At 62.2% G+C, this 24,473-nt stretch carries 20 protein-coding genes; 13 read left to right on the forward strand and 7 right to left on the reverse strand.

The window, feature by feature from the left end; translation table 11 throughout:
* Window positions 1-19: 19 nt before the first annotated feature.
* Both ASE60_RS09290 and ASE60_RS09295 read right to left on the reverse strand, forming a co-directional pair.
* Complete coding sequence (locus ASE60_RS09290; RefSeq protein WP_057249510.1) at window positions 20-1,417, reverse strand: PLP-dependent aminotransferase family protein; 1,398 nt, start codon at window positions 1,415-1,417, stop codon at window positions 20-22.
* A gap of 113 nt (window positions 1,418-1,530) precedes the next feature.
* Window positions 1,531-2,151: a LysE family transporter gene (locus ASE60_RS09295; RefSeq protein WP_057249511.1), complete on the reverse strand. Its 621-nt coding sequence runs from the start codon at window positions 2,149-2,151 to the stop codon at window positions 1,531-1,533.
* Window positions 2,152-2,277: 126 nt separating this feature from the next.
* Here ASE60_RS09295 and ASE60_RS09300 point away from each other — a divergent pair, with 126 nt between their 5' ends.
* Window positions 2,278-3,147 (forward strand): LysR family transcriptional regulator, encoded by an 870-nt coding sequence (locus tag ASE60_RS09300; RefSeq protein ID WP_244495584.1) that lies wholly within the window; start codon window positions 2,278-2,280, stop codon window positions 3,145-3,147.
* Window positions 3,148-3,227: 80 nt separating this feature from the next.
* A complete protein-coding gene (locus tag ASE60_RS09305) occupies window positions 3,228-4,091 on the forward strand; it encodes a pentapeptide repeat-containing protein (protein WP_244495577.1) in 864 nt (287 codons plus the stop codon).
* Window positions 4,092-4,487: 396 nt separating this feature from the next.
* Here ASE60_RS09305 and ASE60_RS09310 read toward each other — a convergent pair whose 3' ends face one another.
* The 3 genes from ASE60_RS09310 to ASE60_RS09320 form a co-directional block, all read right to left on the reverse strand.
* Window positions 4,488-5,750, reverse strand: coding sequence for a type II toxin-antitoxin system HipA family toxin (locus ASE60_RS09310; protein WP_057249515.1), 1,263 nt, complete (start codon window positions 5,748-5,750; stop codon window positions 4,488-4,490).
* Window positions 5,747-5,977, reverse strand: a complete 231-nt coding sequence (locus ASE60_RS09315) for a helix-turn-helix transcriptional regulator (RefSeq protein WP_057249517.1) — start codon at window positions 5,975-5,977, stop codon at window positions 5,747-5,749. The genes ASE60_RS09310 and ASE60_RS09315 overlap by 4 nt, the downstream gene beginning before the upstream one ends.
* Window positions 5,978-6,378: 401 nt before the next feature.
* Window positions 6,379-6,954 (reverse strand): nucleoside 2-deoxyribosyltransferase, encoded by a 576-nt coding sequence (locus ASE60_RS09320; RefSeq protein WP_057249519.1) that lies wholly within the window; start codon window positions 6,952-6,954, stop codon window positions 6,379-6,381.
* A 216-nt stretch (window positions 6,955-7,170) separates the two neighbouring features.
* On the opposite strand from ASE60_RS09320, the gene ASE60_RS09325 reads away from it, so the two are divergent.
* Window positions 7,171-7,614, forward strand: a complete 444-nt coding sequence (locus ASE60_RS09325; RefSeq protein ID WP_057249521.1) for a thioesterase family protein — start codon at window positions 7,171-7,173, stop codon at window positions 7,612-7,614.
* Here ASE60_RS09325 and ASE60_RS09330 read toward each other — a convergent pair.
* The gene (locus ASE60_RS09330; protein ID WP_057249523.1) at window positions 7,602-8,561 is read right to left on the reverse strand and encodes a LysR family transcriptional regulator; all 960 of its coding nucleotides are present in this window, start codon (window positions 8,559-8,561) and stop codon (window positions 7,602-7,604) included. The two genes, ASE60_RS09325 and ASE60_RS09330, sit on opposite strands and share 13 nt — an antisense overlap.
* 142 nt (window positions 8,562-8,703) lie before the next feature.
* Between ASE60_RS09330 and ASE60_RS09335 the strand changes: the two genes are divergently transcribed.
* The 9 genes from ASE60_RS09335 to ASE60_RS09375 all read left to right on the forward strand — a co-directional run bounded on the left by ASE60_RS09335 (window position 8,704) and on the right by ASE60_RS09375 (window position 17,249).
* Window positions 8,704-9,486, forward strand: coding sequence for an ABC transporter substrate-binding protein (locus ASE60_RS09335; protein WP_057249525.1), 783 nt, complete (start codon window positions 8,704-8,706; stop codon window positions 9,484-9,486).
* A gap of 77 nt (window positions 9,487-9,563) precedes the next feature.
* Entirely contained in the window at window positions 9,564-10,211 is a 648-nt protein-coding gene (locus ASE60_RS09340) for an amino acid ABC transporter permease (RefSeq protein ID WP_057249527.1), read from the forward strand.
* 14 nt (window positions 10,212-10,225) lie between these two features.
* Entirely contained in the window at window positions 10,226-10,885 is a 660-nt protein-coding gene (locus ASE60_RS09345) for an amino acid ABC transporter permease (protein WP_057249529.1), read from the forward strand.
* Window positions 10,882-11,646 (forward strand): amino acid ABC transporter ATP-binding protein, encoded by a 765-nt coding sequence (locus ASE60_RS09350; protein ID WP_057249531.1) that lies wholly within the window; start codon window positions 10,882-10,884, stop codon window positions 11,644-11,646. Before ASE60_RS09345 ends, ASE60_RS09350 begins: the two co-directional genes overlap by 4 nt.
* Window positions 11,647-11,657: 11 nt before the next feature.
* Window positions 11,658-13,292, forward strand: a complete 1,635-nt coding sequence (locus ASE60_RS09355) for a N,N-dimethylformamidase beta subunit family domain-containing protein (RefSeq protein ID WP_057249707.1) — start codon at window positions 11,658-11,660, stop codon at window positions 13,290-13,292.
* A 12-nt stretch (window positions 13,293-13,304) separates the two neighbouring features.
* On the forward strand, window positions 13,305-14,672 hold the full coding sequence (locus ASE60_RS09360) for an aspartate aminotransferase family protein (protein ID WP_057249533.1): 1,368 nt from the start codon (window positions 13,305-13,307) through the stop codon (window positions 14,670-14,672).
* A gap of 10 nt (window positions 14,673-14,682) precedes the next feature.
* Window positions 14,683-15,627: a 3-keto-5-aminohexanoate cleavage protein gene (locus ASE60_RS09365; RefSeq protein WP_057249535.1), complete on the forward strand. Its 945-nt coding sequence runs from the start codon at window positions 14,683-14,685 to the stop codon at window positions 15,625-15,627.
* Between the two features lie 26 nt (window positions 15,628-15,653).
* A complete protein-coding gene (locus ASE60_RS09370) occupies window positions 15,654-16,193 on the forward strand; it encodes a GNAT family N-acetyltransferase (RefSeq protein WP_244495578.1) in 540 nt (179 codons plus the stop codon).
* 30 nt (window positions 16,194-16,223) lie between these two features.
* Window positions 16,224-17,249 (forward strand): histone deacetylase family protein, encoded by a 1,026-nt coding sequence (locus ASE60_RS09375; RefSeq protein WP_057249538.1) that lies wholly within the window; start codon window positions 16,224-16,226, stop codon window positions 17,247-17,249.
* A gap of 75 nt (window positions 17,250-17,324) precedes the next feature.
* On the opposite strand, the gene ASE60_RS09380 is transcribed toward ASE60_RS09375, so the two are convergent.
* Window positions 17,325-18,353 carry a LysR substrate-binding domain-containing protein gene (locus ASE60_RS09380; protein ID WP_244495579.1) on the reverse strand — a complete coding sequence of 343 codons (1,029 nt, stop codon included), beginning with the start codon at window positions 18,351-18,353 and terminating at the stop codon, window positions 17,325-17,327.
* Between the two features lie 170 nt (window positions 18,354-18,523).
* Here ASE60_RS09380 and ASE60_RS09385 point away from each other — a divergent pair, with 170 nt between their 5' ends.
* On the forward strand, window positions 18,524-24,463 hold the full coding sequence (locus ASE60_RS09385) for an Ig-like domain-containing protein (protein ID WP_057249540.1): 5,940 nt from the start codon (window positions 18,524-18,526) through the stop codon (window positions 24,461-24,463).
* Window positions 24,464-24,473 lie beyond the last annotated feature (10 nt).

Below are 24,473 nucleotides of genomic sequence, written 5' to 3' on the forward strand. Positions count from 1 at the left end.
GCCAGCAGCACCGTTTCCCTTAGACCACGAGGCTGGATGCGGCGGGGGATTGGCCGAGGAGGTCAGCGATGGTCAAAAGGCTGCGGCGCAATTCTTCTTGTGTGGCAGCCGCGCCCAGCCCCAGGCGTACGGCTTCCGGGGCCGGGCCGACGGCAAAGGCGTCACTCGGAACGACCGCGATGCCCGCCGCCTGCAGCCGCCCGCTGAACTCGCCGCGGGTCCAGGGCCGCGGCAGGCGCAACCAGACATGAAAGGCATGAGGGTCGCTGACGGCCGTGTCTTTCGGAAGGGCGTTTTCGGCTATCTTTTGCCGAGCGGCTGTTTCGGTGCGAATCGCGCCAAGGACGGCATCTGCCGTTCCATCCTCGATCCAGCGGGTGGCGATAGCGGCTGTGAGGGGCGAAGCCAGGCCGGCGGTTGCCCGGATGGCGCCCTCGATCCGGACCGAGCTGCGGCTATCCGGCACGACGAGATAAGCGATGCGGAGCGCCGGCGAGAGGCATTTTGCCAGGCCCCCGATATAATAGACAAGATCCGGCGCCAGCGCAGCAAGCGCGGGCGGCGGTGCCACCGGGAGGGCGCCATAAGCGTCATCTTCAATGATCGCCACGCCATGTCGTCTGGCGACGGCGACGATGGCTTCGCGGCGCTCCAGCGAGAGCGTGACGGTCGTCGGGTTGTGAAGCGTCGGATTGCAGTAGAGGGCCTTTAATGTATGCGTCGAGCAAAGCTCCTCAAAGGCTTCCGGAATAAGGCCTTTGTCATCGATGGCGACCCCCAGCAGCGTGATGCCGAGATGGGCGGCGAGCGCCCGAAGACCCGGGTAGGCAATCGCCTCGGCGCATATGGTGTCGCCTGCCTTGGCCAAACTGCTGAGCGCGGCAAGCAGCGCGCCTTGCGCGCCAGGGCAGACCAGCATGCGCCCGACTGGCACCTCGCCGAGGCGCGGTCTCAGCCAGGCGGCGCCGGCGGCTCTGTTGTGCAGTGTGCCGGCGGGCGCCTGATAGCGCATCAGAAGGTCGAGCCCGTGCTCAGCCTGAAGTGCTGCCATGTCATCCCAGAGCCGCGCAGAAAGCGCGTGATCGTCAAACAACGGTGGCAGATTCATGCTCATGTCGACAATGCCACCGGTCGCCGGACGGGCGACATTGGCCCGCCGTGCCTTAACATAGGTGCCCTGGCCGACGCGGCCTTCCACGTGGCCACGGTGCCTCGCTTCGTTGTAAGCACGGCTAACGGTGGTAAAGTCGATCCCCAGCGCTTCTGCCAGCACGCGCTGCGGCGGCAGTCGCATCCCGTCCGCAAGCCGTCCATCGGCAATATCCGCGGCAATCGCATCCGCGATCGCGAGATAGAGAGGTCCATCAGCCTTGCGAATGGTGGGGCGCCACGAAATCTGCAAGCGTTCGTCGTTCATCGCTACAATATCCGGTCTTGATAATTGTATGGATATTGCATGCTTCCGCGTCCCAGGCAAGGCATATGGCCGATAATGACAGGAGATAGGCGCCTGTCAGAGGTTCGCCGCAGCTAGGGTTTGGTGACACTCGTCGTTGCCAGGAGAAGGCCGAAACTCACCAACAAGGCGCCGAAGACGCGATCGATCCAATGCCGCAGTCGAAGAAGGCGAACACGCACGACACCGGACGAAAAGAACAAGGCCACCAAGGCGAACCAGACGATATGGGCGGCTGCGATGAAGCCGCCATAGCCGACTTGCAAAAGCAGCGGGGTCGTCGGTTCGACGACCTGCATGAAGAGGCTGACGATAAAGACCGTCGTTTTCGGGTTGAGCGCATTGGTGAAAAACCCGGTGCGCAGGGCGCCGAGATCGGAAAGCGCCGGAACGTCGAGCTTTTCCAGCGGGCCCGCAGGCTTGGCGCGCAACATCTTGAAACCGAGCCAGATCAGGTAGGCGGCACCGCCAAGCTTCAAGATGCTGAAGAGAAGGATCGATCGCCGGATGACAAGCCCGACACCCAGGATGGTATAGGCGACATGGACGCAGACACCTGCGCCGATCCCGAGCGCAGTCAAAACGCCGGCCCGTCGGGACAGCAAAAGACTGTTGCGCGTGACCATCGCGAAATCGGGGCCGGGGCTGATGACAGCCAAGATCGTAATGGTGACTACGGCTAACAGTTCCGTCATTGCATTTCTCGCTTGTTCCGTCGATGTTGCAGAAGCAATAGGCGACAAACGGTGCGGCGACTAACGATGAATTCTGACGATATTGGTGAGCCTAGCTCACAGATTAACGCCGTTCGCCTGCCGCCTATGGCAGCGCTGCGCTGCTTCGAGGCGGCGGCGAGGCTCGAAAGCTTCAGCCGCGCTGCGGAGGCATTGCATCTAACCCATGGCGCGATCAGCCGGGCAGTCCGTCTCATGGAGGACGAGTTGGGCGTGGCGCTGTTTGAAAGGCGGAGCCGGCGCGTCTTCCTGACGGACGCCGGCCGCAAGCTCGCGACTGCCGTGCGCGAGGGCTTTGCTCTCGTCGAGGCCGCCGTCCGGGAGATCAGGGAAGAGGCGAGGGTGTCTGCCCTCGTGGTTTCCTGCGAGCCGACGCTTCTGATGCGCTGGCTCATCCCGAGGTTGCCGGATTTTCAAGGGCGGCACCCGGATGTCCCTGTACATCTCGTTGCCGGAGGCGGTCCGGTAACGCTGGGGCGCGGCATCGATCTCGCTATCCGGCGAAACGATTTCCTGCAGACGGGCGCGGTCCATGCGACCCCGCTGTTTCGCGAACGCACTGGCCCGGTCTGCCGTGTCGACAAGGTTGCGTCTTTTTTCGACCGGCCTGACGCGGGCCGCCTGCCGGAACTGCGCGCCAATGCGGTACTCCTCCAGTCGCGTAGCCGCCCGGACGCGTGGGAAACCTGGGCGAGGCTCGCCGATTGCCGCACGCTCGGGCGGCGCTCACAGAGTTTCGAGCATTTCTACATAAGCCTTCAGGCCGCGGTCGCCGGAATCGGCGTCGCGATCGGGCCTTGGCAGCTTGTTCGTGACGACGTCGATAGTGGCATTCTGGCCGCGCCCGCGGGATTTATCGAGGACGGAACGGTCTACCAACTGCTCGCACCAGCAGCCATTGTCGAGGGGAGCCCCCACGCCAAACTGCGCGACTGGCTGTTGGAAGACGCTATCTGAAACGAAGCGTTTTCAATTCTGTTATTTGCATAAAGGGCAACAACGTCATACGTTTACCGCCGAAGCACGCACAACCGGGGATGCCGATCATCCAAAGGGTGTGTATGCCATCTGAAATACAAACCATTCGACCCCGCGGGTCCCGGAGCGGCGCCATGACTATCCTCAAAACCGATCTCGACCACGGGTGCGGCGCGATGCGCCAGTCCACGGCGCTGCGCCGGAAAACGCTGAACGGGACGGCTCGCACGGTGAAAAATTTGCTGGCGCCGGCAATCACGGCTTGCCTTGTCGCCCTGGCGGCGCCGGCGGTCGGCCACGCCGCGAGTTGCAAGGACGCGGCCGCACCCGGCGCTGATTGGACCGACTGCAACAAGAAGGCGCTCATGCTTGGCGGTAGCGATCTGCAAGGTGCCAATCTGGTCAACACGGATTTCACCTTGACCGACCTGCGGGGCGCCAATCTGATTGGCGCCAATCTGGAGAAGGCAACACTGGTGCGTTCATCGGTGGCTGGTGCCCTGGCCGAAGGAGCGAATTTTTCGAAGATCGAAGCCTATCGCTGTAATTTCGCGGGTATCGCCGCCGAGAAGGCGTCCTTCGTCAATTCCGAACTGCAGCGCGCCAATTTCAGCGGCGCCCGATTGACGGGTACGAGCTTCGAGAAAGCCGAACTCGGACGGGCGAATTTCGATAGGGCGGAATTGACCGGAACCCGCTTTTCTCACGCCAATCTGTCGCGCGCCAGCTTTAGCAACTCGAGCTTCACGGGACCGATCGACTTCGATGGTGCGTTCATGTTCCTGACGCGGATCGAGGGCGTAAACCTCTCCGAGGCGACCGGGCTCGAACAGGAGCAGGTCGACATGACGTGCGGCGATAGCTCGACCAAGTTGCCAGCCGGTCTGAACACACCGGCGGGGTGGCCCTGCGCCTCCGATTAGAGGCTTTCGCTGCCCTCCGAACACGCGCGGGGTGCGTTCGACCTGAACTTCGACGAAAGCTCTTACCGATGACGGCGGGATGGCAGTTTCGCGACTCCGCCCCGCGCGTGCTTCGCGAAATCGACCGGGTCCGCGACGAAAGCGACACACCTGAAAACGAGCCACTGCATCCCGATCCGGCGTCCGGAAAGCCGTGGCCTATTTTTGTGCCCGATCCCGACGTGGAAGATAGCGGCTGATTTATCAACGCTTGGGCCGGCAGTGCGGACGGCGCAGATGCCGGGCGGGGATGCGTTGCCGAAGCGTTGGATGTGACAAGCAGCTAATCTGATCGCGGAATTCGTGGTGGTGGTGGTGGTGAAACAAAGCCTTTTAGGATTGCACTCCGCAGTTCGGCTAAATCGACAACCTGACGAGTTTGGCGCGGCCCGCGATCAAGTCCGCAAAGTGATTTATCGTAGCGGAATCGATGCGGAGGTGTGAGATGTCTTCCAATACTCTCGCTACCGCTTCAGCGGTGGAGTCGACCAAGTCTGTAATCCGGCGGCGTACCAAACGGAAACCAACTCCGGCTTCCTTTGCAAAAGCCTGCCAACCGTCGGCGTCCATCTCGGCGAGAGTGGCACGCTTTCCGATCCTCATGGCCATTTTTGGTGAAAGGTCTGGATAGGCAACGGTTGAAAGCAGGTCGTACAACGGAGCCATTCCAGTTCCCTGCTCATCGTAGAGGAATGAGAAATTCTTGCCGTGTGCGTCGGCATTCCCGACGATAAGGTTAAAGATCGCGGCGTCCAGCAGCTTCAACACATCTGTAGCGGGCCGCGCCGATACTCGCCGCAATAGCTCAAAGCAATCCTTGAATGTCGGTCCGCCTTCGCTGGCATACTTCGTTTCAGGAGGCACGCTTAGCGCCTGGCAAAAATCTTCCTGGTGTATGCGTCGCACGACGCCGCTGGCATCGCGGACACGGTCATATCTTTCGACCAGAAGAAACGAGCGCCCTTCCGCAGACCTCGGCTCGACGGGGGCGACGTCTAGGCCGATCGTGGCGCCGAGCTTCATAACGAAGGCTTCGTTTTCGGTCGTCCCTGGGAAGCGCGCGATCGGCGGCTTAAGTATGTGTGTGGTCGCCTGGCCGGGAAGCGGAAGCGCGATCTGCCCGTCAACCAGAACAACTGGCACTTTCGATTGCGCGCCCGCCAACGATAGTCTCAAGCCTTCCTCGCCGGCCAGTAGCGGCCGCAAAGGAAGTGCGTCCAGCACGCGAACGATTCCTGCGTCGTCAAGTGGCGTCGGCTGCAGGTCCGCAATCGGTCCTGTCTCTATGGGTTCCTGATCTTCCGGCAAGAATTGAAGAGCGCCGGCAACATCGCCGCCCAAGCGATCGAGTAGCGCGAAATCATTTGCAGGTGAGACGCCCAATGCTTGCGCTGCAACCAAGCGCTGGCTTTCTTCGGGCAGCAGGCCGCCAAAAAATGGTCTGCATTCACGACGGGAAAAACGCTGCGGGCGCTTCGGGAGGGAGGCTGAAAGCGGAAGTGTGCTTTCATCATCAAGCCAAGCTTCAGCGTAGGCGAAACCGATATCGCCGTGCCGATCCTGGGAGAATTGCCCGACAATTCGACCATCCCACCAGACGTTGAGAACCCTTTTCATCATTGTCTGCGTTCACCAGGAACCAGAATATCGACCGAACAGCCGAGCGTTTGCAGAACCTGCAACACTTTTCCTATCTGTGCTGTCGGCTTGCCGGCCTCGAGATCGACAATGAACCGGAGCCCGACGCCAGCAACGCCGGCGAGTTCGTCCTGCCGCAAGTTTTGCTCCTTGCGTGCGCTTCGGACCAGGGCGCCGATATCAGATGGAGTTTTGACCCGTTTTGCCATCGTTATTTTCCCGCTCGGGAAAGTATCAGCATATTGGGTGCTCTGTCGAGATTAATTTTCCCGAACGGGAAAATTAACGCGGCCGCATGATGTCTTCCGCAGATAATTTCCCGATCGGTAAACTCTATAGGAGGTTGGCTCGGCGCGGCCAATCGATCGATGCGGCTGAGCGGCGCTTGTGGCAATCGAGTCCGGTTTCAGGTCAAGCAAAGAAATTGGCACCATTCGTCGCGATCGCATCCTTCAAAGAAGCGAGAACTGCTTCGGACGTGCAATTTGCGTCTATAGAGCGGCCGGCCGCAACGATATCAGAGATATAAGTTTCGGCGATCGGGCCGTCACGGTCGATGATTTCTTCGAATTCGGCAGGCCCTCGCCGGACGACAGGACCAACCGCAACTCTACGCCAGGTGCCGCTTTGCGGCGATGGCCAGGCATTCCTTGAAAGCCTCGAGGTCGGTAAGGCGATCGGCCTCTGGCACTTCGCGCTTGATCAGCGCCCCCTCGCGGCGAAGGATGCCACCATCCAGCATCAGATTGTCGGCCATGTCGAAATCTTCGATGCTGAGGCCGTCGGCGCCTGCCATGCGTCCGTCGGGGCGCTGTGCAGCGTTGCCTCTGTAATGATCATTCAGGATGCGTTCGTAGTAGCTGCGCGAAGTGTTGGTATAGGCATAGACGTGCTTGCCGCGGCCGCACATGAAGCCGAGCTCGAACACCGTGCCGACATCGGCACTGATGCCGCGAAACGGCGTCAGGTTGGCGATGATCATATCCGAGGCGAGCATCATGCCCTCGTCCACCGCATAGATCGCAAGGCCGCGTTCATGTTTGGTGGGCGCCGGCGGGATTTCGAGATCGCCCGGCACCAGCGGCGTGAAGCCGGCCGCCCGCGCCAGCGCCGCCTTCTCCTTCTGGATCTCGACCGCATTGGGCAGAAAAACTTCCGGGCCAGCGAGATAGACTTTCACGCTCATTCCTCCTCACGTCGCAAGCGGTCAATCTAGGAGAGCAACGCAGCCGCGCCTAGCTGCCGACCAAAACAAGCGCGCTTACCCACGGATTTTTCTCATCTTTTGCCAAGCCGATGTAGACGCGGCCGCCGATGTGACGTTGGTCCGGATCGCCATGGACAGAAGCGCCGGGCGTCCGCTATGTCTGGCAACCGACCTTACGCAACGATCGAGGCACCCATGTCCATCCAAGCTTTGACTACCTATGTCGGCGTCGCTCACCCCTGGATGTGCGACACGATGGGACACATGAATGTGCGCCACTACGCCGCAATGTTCGACGATGCGAGCTTCCAGCTTCTCGGCCACATCGCCGGCGTGGAGACGGAATCGGGCAGGGGGTGGGCAGACGTGCGCTCCGAGGTCGAATACAAACACGAAACCAAGGCTGGCGCGCTGATCTCCATCCGGTCGTGCGTCATCAAGCTTGGCCGCTCGTCGGTCACCTTCGAGCAGATCATGTCCGGTACGCTCGACGGCATCGTGCATGCGGTCAACAGGACCACGACCGTACGTTTCGATCTTGAGGCACGCGCGGCCATTGCGTTGGAGCCAGACGCGCGGGCGCGCGCCGAGGCGCTCCTGTCGAGCAACGAGCCTGTACGCGCAGATCAATCGGCATAGACGCGTTCTTCAACCGGCGTTTCTGCGATCAGCGTCTGCAAACCGGCGATCAGCGCCTTCTCGGCCCGGTTGATCGCTTTCTCCGGGTTCGTCAGCATGAAGATGTCGATGGCGGGCGGATTGTCATAGGGTGGCAGGCGCCACAGGAGCCCGTCCGCCACATCGCGGCGGGCGACATGCAGCGGTAGCGAGCCGACGCCGAGACCGGCGAGCGTCATCCGGCGCACCTCTTCGAGACTTGACGAAACCCCGACGACATTGGCGTTTAGCTTGGCTTCGCTGCGAAGCAGCGCCACAGGCCGAAGCGCGTCGGCGATATGGTCGGTATGGAAGGAAACCGACGTCTCGCCCTTGAGGTCGGCAAGCTTCAATCCGTCCCTGCCGAACAACCGGTGGTGCGGGCCGCAGAAAAAGCCGAAAAACTCCCGGAAGACCATCAGATAGTCGAGCGCCGGATCCCGGACACTGACAAGACAAAGACCGAAGGAGGCACGCTTCTCCCGCACCTGGCGCGTGACCTCGCCGCTCGGCCCGACGTTGATCGTCAGCGTGGCGCGCGGATAGCTACGGTGAAACTCCATCAGCGCCCGGTCGAAGATCGGTGAGACCACGTGGCTTGCAACCGCGATCGTCACGTGGCCGGTGACGTCGTCACTGACGCCGCGCACGAGTTGCGGCAGCTGCGAGATCGTGCCGAAGACTTCCACGCTCTGCTCATAAAGCAACTGTCCGACTTCTGTGAGATCGAAACGCGTCGCGTCACGTTCGACGAGCCGGCGTCCAACGCGGTCTTCCAGCCGTCGAAGCGCGTTGCTGACGCTCGGTTGCTTGAGGTTCAGCCGCTCGGCCGCGCGCGTGATGCTTTTCACCTCGGCAATCACCACGAAGGTGCGCAGCAGGTTCCAGTCGAGCTCCCAGACGAGCCGTTCCAATCGCGGTGATGCCATTCCTGAAATCTATGCCTTCTATTTCCATTATCTATTTGCGCAATGCTGAAGCAGAAGCAATCATGAAATTCGGAAGGCGCCCCTTGCCAATCCCAAGCGCACAAGAAGGCGCGCCCCAATACAGAGGAACAAGGAACATTTCATGAAGACCCTATTCTCCGGCCTCTTGGCCGCGACGCTCACCATTGCTGCGACTTTTTCCGCCGTCTCGGCTCGGGCTGACGACCTGGAGAACGTCAAGTCCGCCGGCGAACTGAAGATCGCCATGTCGGGCCAGTACCCGCCCTTCAATTTCGTCAATGAAGAAAACCAGGTCGTTGGTTTCGACGCCTCGATCGGCCAGGCAATTGCCGAGCGCGTCGGCGTCAAGGGCACGCTGGTGACCACTGCCTGGGACGGCATCATCGCCGGCCTGCTTGCCAACAAATACGACACCATCGTCGGCTCGATGACGATTACCCCGGAGCGGGAGAAGGTCGTCGACTTCGTCGGCCCCTATTACCATGCCGGCCGCGCCGTCTTCGTCAGCGAAGCATCTGGTGTCCAGAAGCTCGACGAACTCAAGGGCAAGACGCTTGGCGTCACGCTCGGCGAAACCCATGAGAAATGGGCGCGCGAGCAGGGCGGCTGGGACGTTCGCACCTACAAGGGCCTGCCGGAACTGCTGATGGAACTGAAGAGCGGCCGCGTTGATGCGATTGTCGTCGACAACATTCCCGTCATGGTCGCCGTCAAGGAAACCGGCGAGAAGGTCCGTCGTCTCGAAACGCCGGATATCGAAGGCGGCAGCGTCGCGATCGGCATTGCCATCCGCAAGAACAATCCGGAGCTGAAGGCTGCGATGCAGAAGGCGCTCGAGGACATGCTGGCCGACGGCTCCTACGAGAAGATCGCCATGCAATGGGTCGGCAGCGACATCCGCTGATCCCCACCCTTACCATCTCTCCGGCCGCCATGTAAGCCGCGGCCGGAGGTCACGAGTTTGCCTTCCGGAGTTTTCCCATGGACGTTTCGCTGGTGCAGCGCGTCTTCCCGTTTTTCGTGGAAGCCGCGTGGATCACGATCGAGATCTCGGTACTTGCGCTTGCGCTTGGCCTCGTGGTTGCGTTCCTGATATCGGCTGCAAAGATGTCGCGCTCGTTCCTTTTGCGCGCCTTCGGCACCGCCTATGTCAGCCTGTTTCGCGGCACGCCCTGCCTCATCCAGCTTTTCGTGCTCTACTTCGGTGGCCCGCAGATCGGTATCAATCTGGAGCCCTTTGCTGCCGGCGTCATCGGCCTCGGCCTCAACATCGGCGCCTACATGGCAGAATCCATCCGCGGCGCCATCCTGTCGGTTGACCGTGGGCAAACGGAAGCCGCCCGCTCGATCGGCTTCAGCCGGTTCCAGACCATGCGCAAGGTCGTGTTGCCGCAAGCCGCGCGTCTCATGATCCGCCCGCTCGGCGTCAATGCCGTGGCGCTCGTCAAGGGATCGGCGCTGGTCTCGACGATCTCGGTGGTCGAACTCACCTACACGGCGCAGCGCTATATCGGTTCGACCTACAAGCCGTTCGAGATCTTCGGCGTGGCCGCCGTGCTCTACATGCTCATCGTCTATGTCGTCGCGCGGATCGTCGATCTGCTTGATCGACGCTACGCCATAGCCTGAGGGAGGAGCGCCATATGCAAGGTCTCGATTTCAGCGTCGTTCCACCCTATGCCGATATCCTCTGGATGGGTGTCTGGTGGACCGTCGTTCTGACCATTTCCGCCGCCGCAATCAGCTTCGTCTTCGGTATAGTATTCGCCCTTGTCGTGCTCTACGCACCGAAGTCGGTGGCCCTCCCGGTGCGCGGTTTCATGTGGCTGTTCATGGGCACGCCGCTGCTCCTGCAACTGTTCCTGATCTATTACGGGCTCGGGCAGTTGGGCCTCAAGATCCCTGCCTTGATCGCCGGCATCATCGGTCTCGGCCTGCACTTTGCCGTCTACAATGCCGATATCCTTCGCGCCGGTATCGTGGCCGTCGATCCCGGCCAGACGGAGGGCGCGCGCAGCCTCGGCTTCGGCCGCATGCAGACGCTGCGCTACTTCATCGTGCCGCAGGCGATCCGCAACACCATTCCCGCCATGGGCAACAACCTGATCGTGCTTCTGAAGGAATCGTCCCTCGTCTCGATCATCGGCATTGCCGAACTGGTGCACGCAGCACAGCTCGCGATCAGCGAGACATTCCGGCCGTTCGAATTCTACATCACGGTTGCCGCTCTTTATTACATCCTCAATCTCGTCCTCGAAGCGGGTCTGCGCCAGGTCGAAAAGAACGTGGAGGTCTCCCGATGACCGCTCAGAAACCCATGGTCGAAGTGAAGGGCGCCCGCAAAAACTACGGCGCGCTGGAGGTCCTGAAGGGCATCGACCTCTCCGTTGCCCGAGGACAGATCGTCGCGATCATCGGCCCGAGCGGGTCGGGCAAGAGCACGCTGTTGCGGTCGATCAACCACCTGGAGACGCTGAATGGCGGCGAGGTCTGGCTCGATGGCGTAAAGGTCAATCAGAGCCTGAAGGGCCAGGCCTTCGAGCGGCACATCAATGCGGTGCGCCAGCAGATGGGCATGGTGTTCCAGCACTTCAATCTGTTTCCGCACCTGACCGTCCTGCAGAACATCACCATGGGCCCGATCATCCTGAAGGGCATGGGCAAGGCTGCGGCGCGTGAGCTCGCCATCGAGCTTCTGTCGAAGGTGGGGCTCAAGGATAAGGTCGATGCCTTTCCGTCACGGCTTTCCGGTGGACAGAAGCAGCGCGTGGCGATCGCTCGCGCGCTCGCAATGCAGCCGAAGGTAATGCTCTTCGACGAAGCGACCTCGGCGCTCGATCCGGAACTGGTCGACGAGGTGAACGCCGTCATGAAACAGCTCGCTGCCGAGCACATGACCATGCTGATCGTCACCCACGAGATGCGCTTTGCCGGCGAGGTCGCCGATCGCGTGCTGTTCATGGATGGCGGGGTCGTCGTCGAGCAAGGGGCGCCGAGCGAGATCTTCCGCCAGCCGACGCAGGAGCGCACCCGGGCGTTCCTCAAGAAATACCTGGCAGCGTGATGGGTGCCGCGATGGACAAAAGCAATCAGTATCCCGATTTCGGCCTGACGCCGGAACAGCGCCGCGAGGCGGTGCTCGGTCACTATTACGAATATCCGGGCATGGACGGTGAGCGCGGCGGGATCTGGTGCTACACCGACGCCTATGCCTATCCGTCCGGTGCCACCGCGCGGCTACAAGTGAGCTCTTCAGCTTCACGGTTCTCGCTCGAAATTACGCGCGATGGAGCGACAGAGACGACGGTTTTCAAGCGCGACGCGCTCGATGCGCGCTGGCAGGAAACGCCGGACCAATGTTCGGTCATCGGCTGCGGCTGGGAAACGTGCTTCGAATTCAAGATTGCCGAAGACTGGCCGTCCGGCGCTTACCGCATCACGCTGAGAGCCGAGGGCAGGGATGGCGCGCCGATCCATTGCCACCATCTCTTCATCGTGCGGCCACTCGCCGGTCGCAAGCCGGGCCGGGTGCTGCAGGTGGCGGCCACCGGCTCCTGGACCTCGTATAACACCTGGGGCGGCTCCAACCACTACCAGGGCATTACGGGACCCAATCGCGATCAATACGCGACGACGGTCAGCATCGAGCGCCCTTTCTGCCGCGGCTTCGTCGTGCTGCCCCAGGATGCTCCACGGGTGCCCTTGGAAATCTATGCGCCGATGGCGGTTGCCCCGCGCTATCCGCACATGGAATGGGCCTATGCCAACGGCTATTCCAAGAAATATGCCTCGTCCGGCTGGGCGAGCTATGACAGCCACTTCTTCCGCTGGGCGGAACGTCAAGGTTATGCCGTCGATCTCGCCAGCCAGCACGAGCTTCATTTCAACCCGGAGATCCTCGACGGCTACGATTGCGTCGTCTTCGTCGGCCATGACGAATACTGGACCTGGGAAATGCGCGATGCGGTCGACAACTATGTCGAACGCGGCGGAAAGGCGGCGCGCTTTGCCGGCAACTTCATGTGGCAGACGCGCCTCGAAGACGGCGGCAAGCGCCAGGTTTGCTACAAATACCGCTCACGGGCCGAAGACCCAGCCTATCGCTCGACAGATCCGACGCGCACCAGCGGCTCCTGGGAAGCGGCCGAGATCGGCCGGCCTGGGGCGGCGACATTTGGGCTCAACGCCACCCGCGGCCTTTACGTCGGCTGGGGCGGTTGCGCCCCGCGTGGTGCGCGGGGCTTCCCGGTCTATCGGCCCGAGCATTGGGCCTTCTCCGGAACGGGCATCTATTACGGTGATATCCTCGGTTCGGAAGGCCATGCGTTTGGTTACGAGGTTGATGGCCTCGACTATATTATCCGTAACGGCCTGCCGGAGCCGACGGAGGACAGCGGCGCGCCCGAGGGCCTCGAAATCCTCGCGCTCGGCATGTCGTCGCTGAAGGAAGAAAGCGCCGACATTCCGGCGGACGACCAATTCCTTTCCGATGCCGACGCGAAATTCGTCGCCGAAACGCTGATCGGCGACACTGCCCCTGCGGCCGTCGAACGCGTCAAGCGCGGCTGTGGCATGATCGTCAATTTCCCGCGCGGCAAAGGCGAGGTGTTCCACGCCGGAAGCTGCGAATGGGTGGCGGCCCTCAAGCGCGGTGACGCGATGGTCGAGCGCGTCACCGCTAATGTTCTCAATCACTATCTCACTCGCTGACAGAGATTTGCCATGCTCAAGACGACAGCTTCCAACGAACGACCTGCCTCGCATCTCTTCTACCAGTCGCGCTTGCGCCGGCCGCTGGTCGATCGGGCCGAAGGCATCTATCTCTGGGACCAGGACGGACGCCGGGTAATCGACGGCTCAAGCGGCGCCATGGTGGTCAATATCGGCCACGGCAACCGCAATGTGCTCGACGCCATGAAGAGCCAGATGGACCGCGTCACCTTCGCCTACCGCCTGCACTTTGAAAACGAGCCGGCCGAAGATCTGGCCCGCCGCGCGGCGGAAAAGCTGCCGGAGGGCATGGACAAGATCTTCTTCGTTTCCGGTGGCTCGGAAGCAGTCGAATCCTGCCTCAAGCTCGCGCGGCAATGGGCCGTCGCGACCGGTCAGAAGGACCGCTGGAAGGTGATCTCGCGCTTTCCGTCCTACCATGGCGGCACGCTCGGGGCGCTGGCAGTCACCGGTTATGCGGCGCTCTCCGATCCTTTCTCGCCGATGATGCGCGAAATGCCGAAGGTGCCTGCGCCGACCGCCTATCTCGATCGGGACAACCTGACGATGGAGCAGCGCGGCATCAAATATGCCGACATGCTGGAGGAGAAGATCCAGGCGGAAGGCCCGCAGAGCGTGCTCGCCTTCATCATGGAGCCGATCGGCGGCGCTTCCACCGGCGCGCTCGTGGCACCCGACAGCTACTATCCGCGCATTCGCGAGATCTGCGACAAGTACGGCATCCTATTGATCCATGACGAGGTCATGAGTGGTGCTGGCCGCACCGGAAAATTCCTCGGCGGCGACCACTGGAATTGCCGCCCGGATCTGATCGCCCTGTCGAAGGGCTTTGCTTCGGGCTACTGCCCCCTTGGTGCCATGGCCGCACCGTCGCGGATCGTTCAGCCGGTGCTCGACGCCGGTGGGTTCCAGCACGGCTTCACCTATGCAGGCAATCCGCTCGCTTGCGCCGCTGGTCTCGCCGTTCTCGACGAAATCGATCGGCTTGGCCTGATCGATAATGCCGCTGCCATGGGCGATGCTTTGAAAGCTGAACTCGTGGCGCTCTCCAATCGGTTCCCCTTCATCGGCGACGTGCGCGGCAAGGGACTGCTGCTCGCGGCCGAGTTCGTCTCCGATCGTGAGAGCATGAGGCCGTTGCCGAAGGAGTTGAATGCGCACCAGCGCATGGTCGATCTCGCCTATGAGCGCGGCCTGATCATCTATTCACGGCGTACGCGCGGCGGTGTGGAGGGCGACCATTTCCTCGTCTGCCCGCCGATGATCATCACCCGTGAGCAGATCGGCGAGATCGTCGCCATCCTTGGCGACGTACTCGAAGTGCTCGCCGAAGAACTCAATCTTCCCGTCAACCGCTGAGGGCTCGACCATGACGAAGTCCAAAACATCGCGCAGAGTGATCATCACCTGCGCGGTGACGGGATCGGTGCATACGCCGACCATGTCGCCTTACCTGCCGATCACGCCTGACCAGATCGCCTCTGAGGCGATCGCCGCGGCCGAAGCTGGTGCGTCAATCCTGCATCTGCATGCGCGCAACCCTGAGGATGGCCGCCCGTCGGCCGATCCGGCGCTGTTCATGCAGTTCCTTCCGCGCATCAAGCAGTCGACCGATGCGGTCATAAACATCTCCACCGGCGGTTCGTCGCTGATGGCGCTGGAAGATCGGCTTGCGGCTTCGCTGCGCGCCGAACCGGAAATGTGTTCGCTGAACATGGGCTCGATGAACTTCGCTTTGTTTCCGGCGCTCGACAAGCCGACGGAGTGGAAACACGAATGGGAACCGCAGCTTCTCGAAGCAACGCGGAGCTCCATCTTCAAGAACACCTTCGCCGACATGGAATTCATCCTGACGCGGCTTGGCCAGGGCTGCGGCACGCGCTTCGAGTTCGAGTGTTATGATGTCGGCCATCTGTATTCGCTGGCGCATTTCCGCGATCGCGGCCTGGTGTCCGGGCACCTTTTCATCCAGTTCGTCTTCGGCGTGCTCGGCGGCATCGGTGCGGATCCTGAGAACCTGACGCACATGAAACGCATCGCCGACAAGCTCTTTGGCGACGACTACTCGTTCTCGGTGCTCGCCGCCGGCCGTCACCAGATGCCGATGATCACCATGGCTGCTGCCATGGGCGGCAATGTGCGCGTGGGGCTAGAAGACAGCCTCTATAACGGCCGCGGGACGCTTGCGGTAAGCAATGCCGAGCAGGTCCATCGCATCCGCGCAGTTCTCGACGCCTTGTCACTGGAGGTTGCAACCCCTAAGGAGGCACGCGCGCTTCTCGGCCTCAAGGGCGGAGATCAGGTGGCATTCTGAGGCCGGCGACACGGGCATGGTTCGACTTGAGCCTTCGCCTGCTGGCAGTGAAAGGGAAAACAGTGACGACGATGCAGCACTCCACGGCTGATATCCGAATTCGCGCAGGCGAACCAGGAGATGCCGACACCATACATAACGCGATCCTGGCTATGGGGCGTGGGCTCGAAATGGCTGACAAGGTCACCTGCACAGTCGATGAGTATCGCCGTTTCGGCTTCGGTCCGAACGCCGCCTTCCACAGTCTGATCGCCGAGGCGGGTGCAGATCTTGCCGGTCTTTGCCTGTTCTTCCCGATCTTTTCGACCTGGCGCGGGAGGCCCGGCGTCTTCGTGCAGGATCTGTATGTCGACGATCGTTTCCGTGGCCTCGGTATCGGCGAGCGCCTGCTTCGCGAAGTGGCCACATGGTCGAAGGCGCGGGGCGGCGACTATCTGCGGCTGGAAGTCGACGTGGAGAACTTCCCGGCGCAGCGCCTTTACGAGCGTATCGGCATCACCTGGCAGACGAAAGATCGCGCTCATGCCGCGTATGGCGAGGCGTTCGGGGCTCTGGCCGGGGACTGAAAGTTTGACGACGCAGGAAAGGGAGACAGCATGAAAGCCTTCTATGCAGCCGAACAGAAGCGCCATAACCCGAAGGCCTTTCTGTCGAGCGGCGCGCCGCAGCCCAATCCGGAGCAGCCGGAACGGGTCGAGCGCCTGCTCACCGGTGCCCGTGCCGTCGGCTGCGAGATCCTGCGGCCCCGCGATCACGGGCTCAGCCCGATCGCCGCGGTGCACACGCCGGAGTATCTCGATTTTCTCGAACATATCTACGCGCGCTGGCAGCGTATCGCCGAGGCTTCGGAGGAGGTGATCCCGAACATCCATCCGCTAGCGCGGAACGGTCGGTACCCGGCGTCGGCGGTCGGGCAGGCCGGTTACCACATGGCCGATACCGCGTGTCCGATCTCGGGCGAAACCTGGGAGAGCGTGTGCTGGAGCGCCTGGAGCGCTGTTGATGCCGCCGATGCGGTCATGGCTGGCGAACGGGCGGCCTATGCGCTCTGCCGGCCGCCGGGCCATCATGCCTTTGCCGACGTCGCCGGCGGCTTCTGCTTCGTCAACAATTCGGCGGTCGCCGCGCAGCGCTTCCTGACAAATGCTGCCCGCGTGGTGATCCTCGACATCGACCTGCACCATGGCAACGGCACGCAAGGCATCTTCTACCAGCGCTCCGACGTGCTCACGATCTCGATCCATGCGGACCCAGTGCGTTTCTACCCGTTCTTCTGGGGCCATGCGGACGAGCGCGGCGAGGGGCCGGGCCTCGGCTACAACCTCAACCTGCCGCTCGAACGCAAATCCGGCGATGCGGAATTTCTCGCCGCGCTCGACGTCGCCTTCCGCCGCATCCGCGCTTACGCGCCGGACGCGCTGGTTGTCGCGCTCGGCCTGGATGCCTTCGAAGGCGATCCTTTCGGGGGTCTCTCGGTCTCTACTCCGGGCTTTGCCCGGATTGGTGAGGCGATCGCGGGCCTCGGCCTTCCGACCGCGATCGTACAGGAAGGCGGTTATCTCTGCGATGCGTTATCGGACAACCTGACGTCCTTCCTCTCCGGCTTTGGCGGCGCGCCATAGCGCTCGAGCAATTCCGGGAAAAATGTGAAGCGGTTTTCCGCCCGGAATCGCGTGATCCAAGTGCGCTGACCGTCACTATTGTGTGGTCGGCCGGGTCGTTTTGCGATCGTGCGTGTCGGGATGCACTCCCGGCAGCGGCGTCGCGAAGACCGCCTCGCTGTCGTCCGGCCGCAATCGGCCCGCTTCGTCGATAAATCCGCGGATCAGCGGCAGGTGCCGGCGCTCGGCAAGGCAGATGGCATATTCGTCGATGAGTTCGCGGGCGTCGTCGATCGGCACGTAGGCGAGACGGGCATCGTGGCCGAATTCGAGGTCGGCGACGACGCCGCAACCGACACCGTTGGCGATCGCTTCGCGCACCCCTTCGCGCGACGAGATCTCGACGATCTGCTGCACGGTGGTGCCGTGTTCGGCGAGGTTCCTTTCGAAGATCTCGCGTGTGCGTGAACCCCTTTCGCGCATGACGAAGGACATGCCCTCCAGCTCCCTCATCTTCACGCCGTCGCGCTCGGCAAGCGGATGGCCGACGGGTACGCATAGCCCGATCCGCATGCTGAGGAAATGAACACCATAAAGGCGCGGATCGTCAGGCGTCTGCGCGGTGATCGCAACATCGGCCCGGTAGTCGAGGATCTGGTCGATGACGCGGGCGGAATTGTCGACCGCGAGCGAGAAGGTCAGTTTCGGCCGGTCGACTTTTAGCCGTGACAGGATCGGCAAAGCCAGGATCGGGCCGTCGGCCGCGACGCGCAAATGCCCGCCATTCGAGCCCGCTTCGCCGCGAAGGAATGCATTCGCCTCCTTCTCGGCTGTGAACAGGCGCGAGGTGATTTCGAACAGGCGCTCGCCGTCGGCACTGAGGCTGACACCGCGTGGCTTCCGCTCAAAGAGGTTGAGACCGCAATGGGCCTCGAGTTCGCGGACATGGGACGAGAGGGTGGACTGGCTGATCGCCATGTCGCGCGCGGCCTGAGAAAACCCGCCGGATTGCGCGACGATATGAAAGGCTCTCAACTGGGTGATCGACATATGGTCCGTTCTGCTGCCTGTGATTGCCGCCACCTGGCGGCGCCGCACATCATTGTCGGCAAAGCTGACAGTCACGTGACATCCGCTCATCTTTTGCACGCTGGACAAAACCGATGGCAGGCATGGGAAAACGCTATGGCCGTTTTACGCTTTGTTAAGCAACTGTCATCTGGTCGGTAAGCGACCTCGCTAACGGTGACGCACGGCCCAGAGCCGATCCCGTTCACCTTAGAGAGAAAGCCGACATGACTTCCTCCCCCAACTCGCTTGCAACGCCAATCCAATCGTCTTCCGATTGGCTTTTGAACATCCCGCGCCTGTCGCAACAGCAGGGTATCCTGGTATCGCCGGGCGGCACCGGTACGGTCTCGTCCTACAGCCTCGTCTATGACGTCTACTTCCCATCCGCAGGCTCCAGCGGCTGGATCCCGTTCCTGCAGACGGATGCGACCAACGCGTCGGACGGCGACGTTTTCGGCAAGGTCGGTGGCGACAGTTTCGGCCTCGGCATCAACAGCGACTATCGCGGCGCTGCCAAGCTCGATGCCTGGAACCGCATCGGCCTGACGATCGAAAAGGACGCCAGCGGCGGCGTCTCGATGAAGAAGTACATCAATGGCGAGTTCGCGGCCGAACAGAAGATGACCGGCTCGCTCGCCGCCCGCTTCACCATCGACAAGGCCAAGGGCTTCCTGATCTTTACCGACGACGACGGCGAAACCTCCTCGGGCTATCTCAGCAACTTTCTGTTCATCGAAAAGGTCTTGAGCGGTGACGAACTCTCCGCCCTCGGCAAGGCCAAGCCCGAAGGCATCGTTCCGGACGCATTGAAGCCCGACGCGTTGCTGTCGAACGGCACGGAATTCCGCTTCGGTGAAGGCTCGACGACGCCGACCTTCGGCCAGGGCAGCCTCAGCGGCAAGGGCACCACGGTGACCACCACGACCCCGGCAACTGCGGGCATCCCGGCTGTCGGTCAGGATACGACGACGCCGAACCCGGGTTCGGTCACCAAGACCCTGGCCATCAAGGACATGATGGTGACACCGGACGCCGGCGACGTGACGATCGACCTGTCGCAGCATTTCTCCGGTGAAAACCTGACCTACACTGTGCAGAACACCAAGGGCGAAGTGCTGAAGGCGGTTCTCGTCGACGGCAACAAGCTGGTGCTCGACTTCGCCGCCCTCGGCCATTCCGATATCCGCGTCACCGCGACGGATGCCGCCGGCAACGCGGTGATCGACGACTTCCGCGTCCGCGTCGCCGGTGCGAACGCCTATACGATCGCCGTCTTCCCGGACACCCAGGATTACACTTCGAACGACGGCCTCAAGCATTTCTTCGGCGACATGACCCAATGGCTGGTCGACAACCGCCAGGGCCACAACATCGTCTTCATGACGCATGTCGGTGACATCACCCAGAACAACCTCTCGGGCCAGTGGGATATCGCCGAGGCAGCGCTACGCAAGCTCGATGGCAAGATCCCCTATGCGCTTCTACCAGGCAACCACGACCAGGCGAGCGGCGGCAGTGCTGCCGACCATACGTCGATCTATCTCGACCAGCGCTTCTCGCCGGACAAGCAGAAGGTGACCAACCCGGGAACGTTCGGCGGCGCCTATGACCAGGAGCTGATGAGCGCCCGCAACACCTATAGCGCCTTCACTGCCCCGGACGGCACCAAGTGGCTGTCGATCTCGCTCGAATTCGGCCCGCGCGACGACGTGATCCGCTGGGCCGGCGACGTGATCGAGGCCCATCCCGACTACCGCGTGATGCTCGCGACCCATTCGCTGACGAGCTATGCCGGCCGCCAGGACAATCTTGCCCTGCCGCTCTACGACGAAGGTGCTGGCTACGACTACGGCATGCGCACCGACCAGCGCGGCGCCAATGATGGCGAGTATGTTTCGCGCGAACTGCTTTCCCGCTACCCCAACATCGTCATGACCTTCTCCGGTCACATCTTCGGCGATGGCGCTGAAACCGACATCACCTACAACCAGTATGGCGAGCCGGTCTTCCAGTTCCTGGTCAACTACCAGAACGGCGTCTCGCGCGAGATCACCGGCAACGGCAATGAGGCGAAGGGCAACAATGGCGGCAACGGCGCGATCCGCCTGATCACGATCGACCCGGACAACAACTGCGTCTCGACCGAGACCTACTTCACCGGCTTCGACGACTATCTCGACGGTTTCCGCTCCAAGCCGGAACTCGATCGCGACGGCCTGACCGGCTACTACCGGGGCCATCAGGAAGTCTTCGAGAACATCGATGTCAGCGGCGGCAAGGCGCGCGCAATGGCGGAAGCGGGCGACGACATCCTCGCCGACGCCGCAACCGGCACATCCTCGGCGAACGTTTCGCTGTCGGGCGGGAAGTCGCTGCTGCCGGCAAACGTCAAGAGCTGGGTCTGGACCGATGAAAACGGCGATGTCGTCGCCGAAGGCAAGGAAGCCAAGGCCGAACTTGATCTTGGCAAGCACAAGCTGACGCTGACCACCACCGACGTCAACGGCGTCAAGACCAGCGACACGGTTGACGTGATCGTGCGCGGCGACCGGACGCTGCTGGTCGAAACCTTCAACGACGGCAATGCCAACGGCTGGGCGACCGAAACCGGTGCTGCCAACGGCAACACCGGCAACTTCCTCCTGAAGGGCACCGTCTTCTCCCGGCCGACAGGCACGGCAGGCCTCGCCGCCCCGGAGGCAGCGCTCTTCGACCAGAGCGATGCGGCCCGCAACAAGCTCGTCTTCATCGGCGAAGGCTCGGCCAGCTGGAAGGACTACGTTTTCGAGGCGTCGCTGACGCAGCTCGACAACGACACGATTGGCGTCCTCTTCTACTACAAGGACGCCAACAATCACTACCGCTTCACCCTCGACGGCGAAACCAACCGCCGCCAGCTGGTTAAAGTCGCAAACGGCGTCGAGACGATCATCGCCTCTGTCAACGAGGGCTCGCCCTACAATATGGAAATCCCGCTGACCGTTGCCGTGACCGGCAATGCGATCAACGTCTTCCTCGGCGACAGGAACGTCTTCGGCGGTCCGATCGTCGATGCGACCCAGCCGCTGCAGGGCGGCACCGTCGGTCTCTATTCCAGTGGCCAGCGCACCTCGGTCTTCGACGATATCGTCGTCACCAAAGCCGACACCACCGCCAAGGCCGGCATCGACCAGCGGACCTATGACATCGACGGCGACGGCAAGGCTTCGGTCGTGCTCGACGCTTCCGGCTCCTTCGGTCCGAAGCAGCTCGTCGACTATGTCTGGACCGACCTCGCCGGCAATGTTGTCGCCACCGGCAAGACTGCCAACGTCAACCTCGACGCGGGTGTCAACAAGCTCCTGCTCAAGGTGACTGCTGTGGATGGTTCGGTCTCGACCGACCGCATCGACGTCACCGTCGTCGACCGCACAAAGATCCTCGTTTCAGAGGACTTCTCGAACGCCAACACTCTCTCTCGCTTCAACCTCATCGATGAGGGTGAGTTCGGCGGCATCGGCCCGAACGGCAAGTCGTCGGAATGGCTGGTGAGCAATGGCAAGCTCATTCAGACGACCGACCTGCAGAGCCGTGAGCTCACCTGGTCGGGTGCCACGGCCGCCGACTACTGGAAGCGCGGCTGGAGCCCGCTCGGCGACGGCGTCAACGTCCTGCGTCTCGGCACCTATGCGCTGTTCAAGGATCCTGCGGCCCTTGCCTGGACCGACTATGCGGTCGAGGCGACGATCCAGACGCCGGACAAGGACGGCCTCGGCTTCCTGTTCCGCTACAAGGACAACAAGAACTACTACAAACTCGAACTCGATGCTGACGGCATTCTTGACCGCAACCCGGGCAACGGCGCCGGCAGCATCTTCAACCTCATTCGGATGAAGAACGGGGTTGAGGAAATCCTCGCACAGGTTCCGGGCAAGTACGAACCGGGCCAGGCGATGAAGCTTCGGGTCGAAGTCGTCGGTGACAAGATCACCGCATTCCTCAACGACGAGGCGCTGTTTGCCTATCCGGTCGGCGACCGTGGGCTCGATGCCGGCACCTTCGGCCTCTATTCCTGGGGCAATGCAGGCCTTACGTTCGATAACCTCACGGTTGTCGATCTGAAGTCCGGCCTCGAAGGTGGCCAGATCATCAATGGCACCAATGCCCGTGACGTGCTCGCCGGTACCGATGCTGATGAGACGATCTATGGTTTCGGCGGCAACGACACGCTGCTCGGCAATGGTGGCAACGACCGTCTCGACGGTGGCGATGGCGACGATACGCTGCTTGGCGGCGCCGGGCGTGACGCGCTCGTCGGCGGCAAGGGTTCCGACGTCCTGATGGGCGGCGACGACGCCGACATGATCGCCGGAGGGCTCGGCGACGACGTCATCGAAGGTGGTGCCGGGAACGATGTGCTCATCGGCGGCGACGGTTCCGACACCTATGTCTACGGACGCGGTGAAGGCTCGGACGAAATTGTGGAAACGGCGACGACGCCAGGCGATCGGGACGTTCTCGTCCTGCACGACATCGCCCGCGGCGAAGCCGTGCTGCACAAATACGGTGAAGCCGTCGAGGTCGAGTTCGTCAATGGCGAAAAGCTGACCCTGAAGGGCCAGCTTGCAGGCGGAGGCGTTGAGCTCGTGACCTTTGCCGACGGCACGGTCCTGAACCGTGCGGCGATCGCTTACGGCCTTGTCAACCGCGGCCCCGTGGCTGTGGCCGACACGCTGGCTGCCGTCGACGAGGATGCGGCATCTTTCCTCATCCCGTTCTCGAGCCTCATCGGCAACGACACCGATGCGGATCTCGACAGCCTGACGGTGACCGGCGTCACCGCGGTCGCTGGCGGTACGGCCGTCCTCGAACAGGGCGGCATCCGCTTCACGCCTGCCGGCAACTTCAACGGCGAGGCTTCGTTCCGCTACCAGATCTCCGATGGACGCGGTGGTTCGAGCGAGACGGCTGCCTCCTTCACGGTCAAGCCGGTCAACGATGCCCCGACGGCATCGCCGCTCGCGGTCGAGACCAACGAGGATACGCCGATCAACGGCCAGATCGTCGCTGCGGATGTGGACGGCGATGCGCTCAGCTATGCGGTCAAGGCTGGCGCCGGCCCCGCCAATGGCCAGCTACAGCTTGACGCAGCGACCGGTGCCTGGACCTACCGTCCGAACGCCAATGTCAACGGCTCCGACAGCTTCACGGTCGTCGTGTCCGACGGCAAGGGCGGCAGCAACGAAAGCACGGTCAGCGTCACGGTAAAACCGGTCAACGACGCGCCGGTCGCGGTCGCCGACACGGGAGCGGTCGCCGAGAACGAAACGGGCAGCTTCGATCTCGTCGCCAACGACACCGACATCGAGGGCGATCGCCTGACGCTCGTCGGCTTCGCGGTCACGGCAGTCGCCGGCCTTTCGTTGACGAACGCTCAAGCCGCTGCCGCCTTCTCGATCGTTGACGGCAAGCTGGTCGCCGACCCGTCCTCGGCCTTCGTGGCTCTCGAAGACGAGCAGAACGCGCTCGTCACCGTCACCTACACCGTGCGCGACGCTCAAGGGGGAGAGTCGTCCGGTGCGGCGACGATCCGGGTCGACGGCTACACCGAGTACAATGTGGTCGAAGGCACCGACGGCAACGACACGCTCGTCGCCACCGACCGCAAGGACATGATCGAGGCCGGCAGCGGCAACGACACTGTGCTTGCCGGTGACGGCAACGACATGGTCGACGCCGGTGCTGGCAACGACCGGGTGGTCGCTGGTGACGGCAATGATGTCGTCGAAGGTGGCGCCGGCAATGACGTGCTGATGGGCGGTGGCGGCAACGATGCGCTCAATGGCGGTGCCGGCAACGACCAGCTCAATGGTGGTACCGGCAACGACACGCTGAACGGCGGCACGGGCAATGACGTGCTGTCGGGCGGTGCAGGCAACGACACCTTCGTCTTTGCTGCCGGCGATGGCCGGGATGTCGTCCTCGACTTCGAAGCCGGGGCGCAAGGTGGCGACGTGGTCGTGCTCTCCAAGGACCTCTTTGCCGACTATCAGGCACTGATGGCCTCGGGCGCCATCACTGACGGTGAGAACGGCGCGCAAATCGCGCTTAACGACGGCTCGTCGATCACCTTCAACGGCGTCAAAACGGAGAACTTCGTCATCGACGATTTCCGCTTCGCCTGATGAAAGACGA

Source organism: Ensifer sp. Root278 (genome assembly GCF_001429285.1).
Lineage (GTDB): Bacteria > Pseudomonadota > Alphaproteobacteria > Rhizobiales > Rhizobiaceae > Ensifer.